Origin of the sequence: Metabacillus niabensis (assembly GCF_902829255.1) — a bacterium.
In the GTDB taxonomy this organism is placed as follows: domain Bacteria; phylum Bacillota; class Bacilli; order Bacillales; family Bacillaceae; genus Metabacillus; species Metabacillus niabensis.
Window position 1 is genome coordinate 20,840 of record NZ_CADEPK010000033.1, and the last position, 12,426, is coordinate 33,265.

13 protein-coding genes are annotated in these 12,426 nt (G+C 38.8%); all 13 read right to left on the bottom strand.

Annotated features, from left to right (window positions below; genetic code table 11):
- Positions 1–2 precede the first annotated feature (2 nt).
- Positions 3–1,022 (bottom strand): ABC transporter permease, encoded by a 1,020-nt coding sequence (locus HU235_RS06060; RefSeq protein ID WP_174879620.1) that lies wholly within the window; start codon positions 1,020–1,022, stop codon positions 3–5.
- Positions 1,019–1,924 carry an ABC transporter ATP-binding protein gene (locus tag HU235_RS06065; protein WP_174879621.1) on the bottom strand — a complete coding sequence of 302 codons (906 nt, stop codon included), beginning with the start codon at positions 1,922–1,924 and terminating at the stop codon, positions 1,019–1,021. Before HU235_RS06065 ends, HU235_RS06060 begins: the two co-directional genes overlap by 4 nt.
- A gap of 15 nt (positions 1,925–1,939) precedes the next feature.
- Complete coding sequence (locus HU235_RS06070) at positions 1,940–2,977, bottom strand: BtrH N-terminal domain-containing protein (protein ID WP_095300459.1); 1,038 nt, start codon at positions 2,975–2,977, stop codon at positions 1,940–1,942.
- Positions 2,949–3,965 carry a hypothetical protein gene (locus tag HU235_RS06075; protein ID WP_095300457.1) on the bottom strand — a complete coding sequence of 339 codons (1,017 nt, stop codon included), beginning with the start codon at positions 3,963–3,965 and terminating at the stop codon, positions 2,949–2,951. Before HU235_RS06075 ends, HU235_RS06070 begins: the two co-directional genes overlap by 29 nt.
- The gene (locus tag HU235_RS06080; protein WP_174879622.1) at positions 3,953–5,020 is read right to left on the bottom strand and encodes a BtrH N-terminal domain-containing protein; all 1,068 of its coding nucleotides are present in this window, start codon (positions 5,018–5,020) and stop codon (positions 3,953–3,955) included. Before HU235_RS06080 ends, HU235_RS06075 begins: the two co-directional genes overlap by 13 nt.
- Positions 5,021–5,122: 102 nt before the next feature.
- Positions 5,123–6,136 (bottom strand): Gfo/Idh/MocA family protein, encoded by a 1,014-nt coding sequence (locus HU235_RS06085; RefSeq protein WP_174879623.1) that lies wholly within the window; start codon positions 6,134–6,136, stop codon positions 5,123–5,125.
- Positions 6,137–6,153: 17 nt separating this feature from the next.
- On the bottom strand, positions 6,154–6,876 hold the full coding sequence (locus HU235_RS06090) for an ABC transporter ATP-binding protein (RefSeq protein ID WP_095300451.1): 723 nt from the start codon (positions 6,874–6,876) through the stop codon (positions 6,154–6,156).
- Positions 6,869–8,014, bottom strand: coding sequence for an ABC transporter permease (locus tag HU235_RS06095; protein ID WP_174879624.1), 1,146 nt, complete (start codon positions 8,012–8,014; stop codon positions 6,869–6,871). The genes HU235_RS06090 and HU235_RS06095 overlap by 8 nt, the downstream gene beginning before the upstream one ends.
- A 91-nt stretch (positions 8,015–8,105) precedes the next feature.
- Positions 8,106–8,549: an acyl-CoA thioesterase gene (locus tag HU235_RS06100; RefSeq protein ID WP_174879625.1), complete on the bottom strand. Its 444-nt coding sequence runs from the start codon at positions 8,547–8,549 to the stop codon at positions 8,106–8,108.
- A 13-nt stretch (positions 8,550–8,562) separates the two neighbouring features.
- Positions 8,563–9,759: a beta-ketoacyl-[acyl-carrier-protein] synthase family protein gene (locus tag HU235_RS06105; RefSeq protein ID WP_095300445.1), complete on the bottom strand. Its 1,197-nt coding sequence runs from the start codon at positions 9,757–9,759 to the stop codon at positions 8,563–8,565.
- A 138-nt stretch (positions 9,760–9,897) separates the two neighbouring features.
- Positions 9,898–10,161 (bottom strand): acyl carrier protein, encoded by a 264-nt coding sequence (locus HU235_RS06110; protein WP_095300443.1) that lies wholly within the window; start codon positions 10,159–10,161, stop codon positions 9,898–9,900.
- 106 nt (positions 10,162–10,267) lie between these two features.
- The gene (locus tag HU235_RS06115) at positions 10,268–11,011 is read right to left on the bottom strand and encodes a 3-oxoacyl-ACP reductase family protein (protein WP_174879626.1); all 744 of its coding nucleotides are present in this window, start codon (positions 11,009–11,011) and stop codon (positions 10,268–10,270) included.
- Positions 11,012–11,026: 15 nt separating this feature from the next.
- Positions 11,027–12,097, bottom strand: coding sequence for a beta-ketoacyl synthase N-terminal-like domain-containing protein (locus tag HU235_RS06120; RefSeq protein ID WP_174879627.1), 1,071 nt, complete (start codon positions 12,095–12,097; stop codon positions 11,027–11,029).
- Positions 12,098–12,426 lie beyond the last annotated feature (329 nt).

Below are 12,426 nucleotides of genomic sequence, written 5' to 3' on the forward strand. Positions count from 1 at the left end.
AATCACTCCCATTTGAAGAGTAAACTACCCAATATAAAGCTCGCAAAACCCCAAAACAGCAAAATTAAGCTAGACATCATCAAAGTAACTGGCTCGATGGCAGCTCCTAAAAATAGGCTGCGGAGCATTTCAACTAACGGTGTTAAAGGTAAAAAGGAAACGATGCTTTGAACAGTCTCAGGCAAAATTGTTAACGGGATAAAGATTCCACATATAAATGCCATTAAAAAATTCACTGATTGCGAAAGGATGTTTCCTGCCTCAGGAGATTTTAAAACACTCGCAATAAGCAAGCCTAAGCTTAAAAAAACAAACCCACCTAATATAATGAATAGAAACTGGGTATACCAAAACTCAAATTGTAACGGGACACCTAAAATAACCCTTCCAAATACGATTAGAACTAGAGTTGAGAAAAGCACCATGACTAATCGACTTAAAATATGGCTTAAAATGACTTGCCACGGCTTAATTCCACTAATTTTAAGCCTTCGCAAAATTTGCTTACTCCGATCCTCCAGCAATGAAGTACCACCGAATAGACCAATTTGCATAATCGTCAAACCGATCATCCCGGGCATAATAAAATCGATTGGCTCTATTTTATGGACTCCCTCATATGTAACAGAATCCATTATTCGCTCGCCGATATTTGGCGTAATTGCTTGTTGAATGTTTTTCACCCATTTTTCTTCCTCTTTCAAATAATGAAAATCGACTCTTTCCTCTGTGATAGATACCAATATTGAGATATTGCCATTTTCTAGCTCCGTCTTCCCTTCATTGAGCGTCATATCCTCATCGATCATTGTTCGCGGAAAGGTCATAAGTTGATCCGTTAACAGCTTTGAATTTTCTCCCTCGGCTAAAATCACCATATCGTGTTGGTTTCCAACGTTAGGCACAACATAGCCAAACAGCAGGACGAATAAAAGTGGAAATGCGAGAAACCAAAATAATGTCATTTTATCCTTAACTAGTAACGAAATATACGCTTTAGTAAGTGCAAATACACTTTTCATTCTCTTAACTCCTTACCTGTTAATTGGATGAAAAGATCCTCTAAATTTGCTTCTTTTATGACGATTGATTTCAGTTCAAGCTCGTTTTCCTCAATTTGCTTCATCACTTTTTGAAATGCTTCATCGATTTCATCCGTCTTAATCACGACCTTTTCATCATCCCTAACAATGATTGCACTTAAATGTTCAACATTCAGAAATGGATAAATATCAGGAGTTGTTTCAATAACGATCGAAAATCGTTTATCAATCTGGTTTAATAAATGATCAACTGTATCAACAAAAAGAAGCTTTCCTTCATTCATAATCGCCACGCGATCACATAATCTTTGTGCTTCATCCATGAAATGAGTCGTTAACAAAATCGTTTTTCCCTTTTGCTTTAAACTGAGAATAATATCCCATAATAATCGTCTTGATTGAGGATCTAAGCCTACGGTTGGTTCATCCAAAATTAAAATCTCGGGGTCGTTTGCTAATGAAAGGCTTAGTGACAAACGTTGTTTTTGTCCCCCTGATAGACTTTTTACCTTTTGATTTAAAAAAGCCTCCAATTTTGTTAAGTGGATATGCTCATCAATAAATGCCTTTCGATTATGAAATGATAAAAATAAATTCAGCGTTTCCTTTACAGTTAAATTCCCGTACAGCTCTGCTTGCTGTAGCTGGACTCCTAAATAATTGTAGCGATCCTTGTCCGTCATTTCTTTCCCGTTAATCGTCACGACGCCACCAGTCTTTTTTTTAAGACCAGCAATGATTTCGATCGTTGTTGATTTCCCCGCACCATTTGGCCCTAAAAAACCAAAAATCTCACCCTTTTTAATATCGAATGAAACATGATCAACAACTTGTTTCGACGCATAGGCCTTAGAGATATTTTTTACACTTAACATCACCATCGATTTTCAAGCTCCTTATCTCCACATATCCGTTATCTCTTTTAATCTTGTTATTGCCCGAATTTCCTTCTCATAAATTTCGTTCGTTAATCTTTCGTTTGCCTCATTCCCTGAGAATAGCCCTTTTATTGGATCGTGACTACCCTCATGTAATAAATTCGCTAGCTCTGACCACAGTGATGCTAAAACTAAATACTCCTTTGATAGCAAGTTAAGCCTATCATCATGGAGCAAATATGCAGCCTTCTTAAGAAACCGACTAAACATTTTCCGGAAGGCACCTTTCCCTGTCCCACCGATCTCTAACGAAATATAGGAAGCATATGCCAGCTTTACTCTTGCTTCCTCATTAAAAAGATAGTGCCAATTTGGCGATTCTCTTAAAAATGCTTTTAATCCAGATACACCGTGAAATTTGTTCCATGGCGAAAGCATGCGAAAGACATTCATTTCTATACCCTTTTTAATCGCTTCTTCAAGTGGAAAAATGGATATAGGAAACTCAAATTCATACCATAAATTACACGCAGGTGCTAGCCCATTAAATGAGTTCCAAGCTTGATAAAATGCTTCCCTTTTCATCCGCTTTGGCTCGACCCATAAATACTCGTATAGGATAATTTCATCCGATGCTTGATCATACCCGCCAAATACCGCTTTATGCCCGCCGTGTGACGATGTCTCAGGCCACATTAATGCTTGAGTTAAATATGGTAGCTTACTAATATCTAAATCAACAATCACTGGTTGATTTTCCGAAAAACGCTTCAACACCTTATCTAAGGCAACATCGCTATTAGGATGCTGACAAAGTCTTGCGGAAATCCCTAACATTTCACAAAGGTTAAGCTCAAGGTCATCACTGCGGCCAAAAACAAGAAATTGCTCTAATTTCCTGCCTCTTGTGTACGTAAAGCCGAGTCCGCTCCCAATACCGAAGCAAAGCTCTTCGGAAATCTCAATGCCTTTATGATGAAGAATATTGGTCATTGCCGTTGTTATACAATGTATGCCTCTATCATGCTTATACGGAGGAGGATATGTTGTAGACAAGCTGCTCTTCCTCCTTTCTTTTCATGCTCTCTTTTAGCAGCATGGTCACTTCCTCTTCTAATGATAAAATCTGTTCCGTCACTTCTTGAGGAAATCGACCCTTTCTCATCTCATTTAGGCAAAGCCTCCACTGAAGGGATAGCCTTTCATATATAGAAGCTGCTTCTTCAATAGCTCGGCTTTCAAGCTGATTACTAGCCTCCCTTAAAAAGGCTGCATACCATGCTCGTCCAAAGTCATCAGCTAAAGAGCTTGCATAGGAAAATACATCGTGCCACGATTTAGCGTTTGGATCTTTAGCAAAATCGTGAAAGAACTGTTCCATATTTTGCTTTGGCGTACCAAAGGATTGCCACCCTGCCTCAACACGATGAATTTGCCTGCTTAATGAATGCTTATAAATCCAGTTAAGCGAGATATCTTTACTCGGAAAAATGAGATCAACCCAACGATTACGATACCTGGTTATTGCTTCAAGAAATTTGTTCCTGTCCACGACAATAGCTTCGTTTTCACTATGAATCCTACATTCTACGCCGCTCTCATTGATATGAGTCACCAAGCATTTCGTAACAGGCTCAATATCTTCATAAAATATCTCCTCTGTAAAACGATAACTGCTCGGGAAAAGGCTTTGCGGTACAGTTACTAAAACCGGTGCTTTCCAAACAGATAAATAGTCTGCCATTTCAATCAGCGCCTGCTCTCCTGTCGCTGAGAATCGACGGTTAATCCACGTACCCGTACTCGTCGCTAAATCTTGTAAACTATTTAAAGAGTGGGTTGCAACTACAATCCTATCCTCCCCTGCTGACTTATATATAAATCCAGGTCCAGATGAGATGCTAAATAGAAAAGCTTCGGAAATTGATAGCTTAGTCAGCTTGCCAAACTGCTGTTGCTGAAATAGGAATAATGTCTTTAATAGACTTAGCTGTGGATGACAGCCTTTTTCATGATGAACTCGATCATTTGTTATGAAAACCACTTTTTCGATACCTCATCTAATAGCTGAATCGCTTCATTTTCCATTATTAAAATCTCATCTGTTAACAATTTGAATTCTAATGAGGAAAAGACACTGTATTCCTTCGCATGATAGCCGTTCATCATCATATCGATAAGAGCATCCCACTTTTTAGCAAGCTTGCGATACATATTTGATGCTTGTACTAATTGTGGTTCATTTAAATGATCATCTGCTTCTCGTAAAAATCGGGCATACATTTTCCGAAATAACCCGCCGCCTGAAATGCTATTTTGAATAAATGCTGTGAAAATACTAAGCTCTAAACGATCTTTATCTAAAATACTTGGCCACTTCATAATTTCCTCATGCCAAACGCGCAGTCCTGGAAGCCCACTCCACTCCTTGTCTGTCCCATATAAGGAAAACGCTGGATATTTCATTAATTGGACATTCTTTCGAATAGCCATTTTAATCGCAACAGAAATATCCTGAATTTGCTGCGGTGGATCAATATAAAACCATTCATTTTCAGAAGGATATAAATCGGCAGAGGCTCTAATCATATGAAACGCATCTAACGGAATTGTTACAGGCTCTTCGATAACATTTTCAACGATAACCGCTTCATTTCTTTCCTCGTTATAGCCAATTAATATTGCCTTATGTCCTCCCATTGAATAGCCAAATTGCTCGGCAATCGGATTTGTATCGTGAATTTTTGAAACATCAATATCACATGCAACAGGTATATCACGATCGATTAATTCCTTTACAGTTTTCCAAGCAATCTCTTTATCATGTGTTCTTTTCAAGGTAATCTTAATACCTAGAACACTGCATAGCTCAACAAAAGGAGTTTCCGTTCGTCCTGTAATTACCGTTAGCGGTGCACGATATTGTCTATCAACAACCTCTTCTCCGCCATGATGGTAAACGAAATGCAAGCCACTGCCTAAGCCAAAACACATAGGCTCCGTAAACATAAAGCCATTATATTCAAGCATATCTCGGATAGGTGCCGAACCGCAGTTCAATCCTAAACGATGTGTTTCAAACTCTATTAACTTACTCATCCGAAACTTACCTTCTTTCTTCTTTTTATTGAACGGATTACTTTTGTTAAATAATAAGCTCTTTCTTTTCTCTTTTCTTAATTAAAGAAATGCCCGATTTTTTCATGTCAGAATGCTTTCACTTTTCTTCATAGCCTCTAAAACAACCTTTAATGCCTGTAAACCATCGTTTCCTGTTACAGGTGGAGCTTGATGCTGAACAATGCTATCTATAAAAGAGGAAACGACCTGACTTCTTCCTGGAAGCTGTTTTTCATAGGAAAGCAATGATGGAATATCATAGTTGAGTGCTGTTCCGTCGGAAAATTTGATGATAAGTGGATATGTTGGGTCATTTTCAATATGAATCGTCCCCTTTTCACAATGAATCACTGTGGAAAAGTCGGGATGAACATAGCTCCAGCTTGCGGTTACTGAACCAATTACTCCATTTTCCATTTTCAAGGAAAGAAGTGCATTATCCTCAAACAGACTATTATCCTTAGCAATTGATCCTGTTATTACATGTGCCTCACTCACTTCAACTCCGAGAAGAAAATGAAGTAAATCGACTTTATGAATAGCCAGGTCACCTAAAACACCAAAGCCCTCCTCCTTTGAAAGCATATAAAAGGATTTCTCCCCATCGATACTCCAATTTTCCGGGCCGTTATGACCAAAGGTTGATTGAAAGGAGTAGACCTTTCCTAACTCACCTCTATCTAACCATTCCTTTGCTTTAACATGTGAGGGAACAAATCGCTGATTATGAGCAACCATTAAATTCACACGATTTTCCTCTGCAGCCTTGACCATTTCTCGGGCATCTTCTACGTTTGTAGCAATCGGCTTTTCAACTAAAATATGCTTTCCGGCATTTGCAGCATCAATTGCTACCATTGCATGCAGATGGTGTGGTAAACAAATAATGACAGCATCTAACTCAGGACTTGCTAACATTTCATGATAATCAGTAAATGCTTTTGTTTTATATGCTCTAGCAAATCGTTGCACCCGCTCTCCATTTACATCACAAACACCATAAATCGTTACATTCTCATGTTCCTTACATTCAGGAAGATGACGGATTTTTGCAATAGCACCACAGCCAATGATCCCAACTTGTACAGTTTTCATATCACTTCCTCCTCCCGTTAGCTGCTATAGTAATATTGTCTAAGCTCCTGAATTTTGCTTGTTCTCGTCTCCTTGAGCTCACCGTCTCGTAAAATGAGCTGCTGATTTGCGATCGAGGCAATTTCTAGATCATGTGTGACAATAATGATCGTTTTTCCCTGCTTATGTAATTGTTTAAATATGTCAATTACTTCAGCACCTGATTTACTATCAAGACTTCCTGTCGGTTCATCGGCAAGAATGACCTCTGGATTTTTGGCAATTGCACGGGCAATCGATACACGTTGCCTTTGACCACCCGATAAATCCGCAGGATAATGATGTAGATGAGATCCTAACCCTACACTTTGTAAAGCATGAATAGCAGCCTCTTTTCTTCGCTTCTTATCCGAGCGCGAAAAATACAACTGAAGGGCAACATTGTCTAGCACATTCATTACAGGGACTAAATGAAAGCTTTGAAAAATAAAGCCAATTTGCTCTGCTCTCATTTTCGTCTGTTGTTTATTTGTCAATTGGCTAATTTGTGTACCATTAAACGATAGTGAGCCACTTGTTGGATTGTCGATCATTCCGAGCAAATTTAACAGCGTACTTTTCCCTGAGCCTGATGTACCAATTATTGCTGTAAATGACCCCTTTTCAATCGTAAAACTAACATTTTTCAAAGCGGGTACATCCACTTTTCCCATCTTGTACGTTTTCGATAATTCGTTTGCCTCAAGTAAGTAGTTATTCATAACGCAGCGCCTCCTGTGGTTGAATATTTACTGCCTTTAAGCTTGGATATAAACTTGATAGTACGCCGACAAGAACCGCCATCGCTAACGATGTTATCCCAATTTCAGCCGTCATAAATTCCGGTGCGGAAAAAATAAAACGGAGAATACCATATCCACCTAATACACCGAGCACACCACCTAGCAGGCTCATACAGAGAGCCTCAAAGATAATAAACTTCGTAATATCTGCCTTTTGAGCCCCTAGCGCCCGCATAACCCCGATTTCCTTCGTGCGTTCCATAATGGCAAGCGTCATAACAATTAAAATAACAATGATCGCAACAACAATGACAGTTATTAAAATCGTACTCATAAACATCTTTGTTCCTTGAAGCGATTGATTAATATTTTCAGAAATATTCCCTTGAGTCATGACTTCGACCCCTTGATAACCTGATTCAATTTTCTCTGAAACTCTATCAATATCATCGATTTTATTCATTGTTAATAGCAAAGTAGAATACGTGTTTTGCAATGAAAAAACATGTTGCAGCTCGTCAATAGAAGCAAGCACCATTGGATCTGTTACGCGGTTCCCCTCCTCTAGAAGACCTGTAACTTCAAAAGATTGACCGGAAATTTCAATTTTATCCCCCACTTTGTCAACCTTATAAAACTGCGCTGCTGTTGCTCCAAGAACAACTTGCTGCTCGCCCTCCTTCAGCTCTAAAGCACCTTCCTTTACCTTGACCTCTTCACCTGTGTATGCCATTTCCTTACCTGCTTCAACCCCAACCGCTAACGCCTGTGATGGCATATTCGGTGCTGTTGGTCCAGCAATCTCTCTAAAAATAATCGGGGTGCTTAGCTCTTGGTTTACATCTGACTGCAAATCCTTTAAGATGTCATCACCGGTTTGGCTTGAAATCGTACTGCTCATTGGCGGGAATTCAACACCACTGCTAGCAGAAGCATTAATGTTTTTCACGTACATTTGGCCAGCATACTTGGCCATTTCCCCCTCTAAATCAGCAATCGTATAATTTATAATTGAATTGATTACCGTAAACATTTGGATACAAACACAAATCCCTAAAATCGTTAAAATCGTGCGAACTTTCCTTTTACGAATATTTTGAATGACATAATTAAACATACAAACCTCCAGTTTTTAGAAAAGCAATAGCACCTTATTTAGTAGTACCACTAGCTCAAAAAAGCACTGCACAGCAATCACTTTTGACACTTTACACAATGTAAGAGGCATGCTTTTTATGAATTTTCTCTAATGCTTGTACCCACTCATTTGGATAACGAAGCAGCAGCCTACCTGATTCATTTACGAATGCATGCTCTGTACATCCTTCAAATAGCTTTTTACCCGTCTTTTGATCTCTCATTTCATAAATAAATGTTGCGATTGCTTCCTCGCGCTCTACTAGCTTTAAATAAATGACGATGCTCTGACCTAACAACGCTGAACGGATATATTTACAGTCAAGCTTCGTGACCGGTAAAAAGATTCCCATCGATTCAAAATCTTGAAAGGTAAAGCCGAGCATTTCTTTTGCAAATTGAAACCTCGCGATTTCCATCCAATAAATATAGTAACTATGATGAACAATTTTCATTGAATCCACTTCATGAAATTGCACAGTAACCGTCGTTGAAAAACCGTCTCCTAAATTCATATACACCAATCCTTTACACACCATTTACCTTTCCAATAAGAATCGATGCCGTATTTCCACCGAATGCGAACGAATTTGATAAAGCATACTGAATTTCCCCCTCACGAATATCGTTCGGAACAAAATCAAAGCTGTTATCAATGCTTGTTTCAAAATTAATCGTTGCCGGAATAAACTGATGCTTAATCGCCAATGTGCAAACAATCGCCTCGATCGCACCAGCAGTTCCTAACGTGTGACCAAATTGTGATTTAGATGAACTAATCGGAATCGTTTCCGTTTTTTCACCAATTAACTCTTTAATCGCCTTAATTTCCATTTTGTCGTTATAAGGTGTTCCAGTTCCATGAGCGTTAATATACGAGACATCTTCTATCCTTACATTCGCCTCTCTTAATGCAGCGTTCATCGAACGGATCGCCCCTCCACCATTCGGGTCGGGAGATGTAATGTGATACGCATCATTGCTAATTCCATATCCTAAAAACTCCGCATAAATTGTTGCTCCTCTTTCTATCGCAGCGTCCATTTCTTCAAAAATAAGAAAGGCGGAAGCTTCACCTAATGTCAGTCCATCACGATGCTCATTAAATGGTTTTGTCACTTGTGGTGAAAGTGAGCGAAGGACAGAAAAGCCGCTAAACGATATTGTAGAAAACGGGTCGACTCCACCAACTAGCATCGCCTTTGCTCTTCCTTCCCGAATAAAGTCAGCACCGATTCCTAATGCATTTCCCCCAGCCGCACACGCTGTAACAACCGTCGAATTTGGCCCTCTAAAGTTAAAATGCCGGCTTAATGAGCCAGCTAAGCAAGCTGTCGGTACATTAAGAAGAAGCTGATAATCAACGATTCCCCGCTCTTTTTGCCAAAGATAATACTTTTCCCTTGAGCCCACTCCTCCTAAGGATGTCGCAATTGATACGCCTATTTCTCTTGGCTTATAAACGTTGCGTATCCCTGATTCGCTAACCGCTTCTACTGCAGCGACAATCCCTTTCTGAACAACCTCATCTTGATAGGTCTCATCTTCATGTAAATCAACCGGAAGAATTTCCGCACCTTTTTTTACAGGGTAATCTGTAACATCAAATGATGAAACATCACGCGCCCCAAGCTTACACTCCATTAACCCTTGTAAAAACTCATCCTTTCCATTTCCAATTGAAGAAAGCACACCAATTCCCGTAATTGCAATTCGTTTCACCATTTACACCTCCAGTTATTTCTCCTAATCTTTTTTCTAAAGATTTCCCTTTTGTTTTCCTTCATACAAAAAAGGCTGACTTAACTATGTAATCGAAACATAGCAGCAAGCCTTTTTTAGCAAACGCTTATTTAGGTAGCTTTAAATTAATTGACTGTTTTTCTCACGAATAAATTCACAAATTGTTTCAATTGTATTCAACACTTCATACTCATCATCACCAATCGTTACATCGAATTCTTTTCCAATCGCAATAACTAGCTCTAAAGAATCCAATGAATCAAGACCTAATCCATCACCAAATAATGGTTCACTATCAACGATTTCTTCTGGTGTAACCTCTAAATCTAAACGATTAATAATGCATTCCTTTACTCTGTACTCTAATGTTTTTTCAGCTGTCATATGAAACTCCTCCTAAAATAAATAGTCTAAATATTGAAAAAATATAATATAGGAATCCGTTTCATTTATTCAGATAGAAAGTAGAAACGGTTGCCTTGATTAACATTTACACAGATAAGCCGCCATCTATCGCAAAAATTTGTCCTGTTACATATTCGGCTTCATCTGAGGAAAGAAAGGTAACAAAGTTCGCAATCTCTTCAGGACGCCCAAATCTTTTTAATGGAATTGAATCACGATATTCCTCAAGCATTCTTTCAGGAAAATCTCCCGTCATATCTGTTTCAATAAATCCTGGAGCAATCGAATTCACTAAAATATTGTAAGGTGCAAGCTCCTTCGCTAATACCTTCGTAATTCCATTTAACCCTGACTTACTAGCAGCATATGCAGCTTGTCCTGCAATCCCACTTATACTAGCAACCGAGCTAATATTGATGATTCTGCCGCGTTTCTTTTCAATCATCGGTCTTAGTACAGCCTTTATCCCTAAATATGCACCTGTTAAATTCGTTTCAATCGTTTGATTCCATTCATCAGGCTTTGTCATCATCAAATATTTTGGAATTAAAATGCCCGCATTATTGACTAATACATCAACTGTCCCGAAATGCTCAATAGCATTTTCAACCATTTGCTTCATATCCTCTGCATTAGCTACAGAGCCTTGATGTAAAATCGCTTCTCCGCCATTTTGTTTTATTTTTGCTAATGTTTCTTCAGCACCTGCATGGCTGTTGTGATAATTAATGACTACGCTAAATCCTTTATTCGCTAGAGCGATAGCAATTGCTTGCCCTATTCCCCTTGATGCTCCGGTTACAATCGCGACCTTTTTCTCGTTCTTCATGTCCTTCATACTCCTTTAATCATTCCACTTTTTAATAATGAGAGCGATATGATTTCCACCTATCTCATTGTTGAGCAATAATGCTTCATTTATTTCGGTATGATTGTTAAGCAGGTGAATGGCGCTAATAACGCTTAATACACTAGACGCTCCAAATGTTTCACCTAATATATGCTTTGGATAAAAAATCTCTAATTTCGGATATGTATGTTTCAATGACTGCATGACATTCTCTTCAAGCCTGTCAACGATTTGCGATCCATTTGTAGATGACAATACGAGAAGATTCTCTTTTTCACGGTTTAGGGAAATTTCACTTACTAGCTCTTCATAAATAAGGCTTGTTGCATCAGCCCCTTCAAACCAAAGATTCATTGTAGGTTCAGATCCTATCGCATAATCTCCAATCTCAGCATATATTTGTGCTCCCCTTCTTGTTGCATGCTCGAACGTTTCCAAGATAAGAACACCAACACCTTCACCAAAAATAACCGGACTACCTAATTCCTTGTATGCCTCCATTATGTTTTCATTCAACTCATCTGCTCCTGCCACGATTATTCTTTCTGCTTCACCTTTAGTAAGCAGGCTAACCGCATAAGGAATCGCCGACAAACCAGCTATAGTTGAGGTTGGCCCCTTCATTTTGAATGTTATAGACACATGTCCCTGTGCGGAATTAACGACTGTATTTGGAAACAATCTCGGACTTGCAAAGGCAGGTCCACTTTCGACAAGCTCCTTCGTATATCTATTTGTCGATTCCCATGGCCCATATGTTGTATTCATGATATAGCCTGTTTCCTCTAAATCATCTACATTGAGACTCGCATCCTCTAAAGCTAGTTGCACTGCAGCTATATTTATTTTGGCAAACCGGTCCATATTACGTGTTTTAAATGGCACCAGATGCTCCGCAAGCTTCGAATCATCAATCCGATAGCCTGTTAGCTCAACCTGTTGTTCTGAAGAAATCCATCTCATAGCATTGCGATTTTCAACGCTCATTAACCCTTGAGCCAAGCTCTCATGTCCGAATCCGAGATGGGTAACTGCTCCTAAACCAGTGATTACAACCCTTACCAAGCGGAATCCCTCCTATAACGACAATTTGTGTAGCAGCTTTTCTTTATTCCTTCTTTTTGTTTACCGCATTAACGCGACAAAAGAACTAGAAAAAATAAAGAAAATCATGGAAAAACAGGATTAATTCCTTATACAGAAAAACCCTAGAAAAAAAGATAATAAAATAGTATGAGTAAAAGATAGAGAGCGATGTTCATACTTCATCATTTGATAAGAATCTTGGTTTTCTCTCATCTATTTTTAAATTACCACAGGATTTTACATTTACCTATTGATAAAGTGATCGCAATTGGCTACTGGATAAATGGGGTCTTTTTTCAAACTTTCTC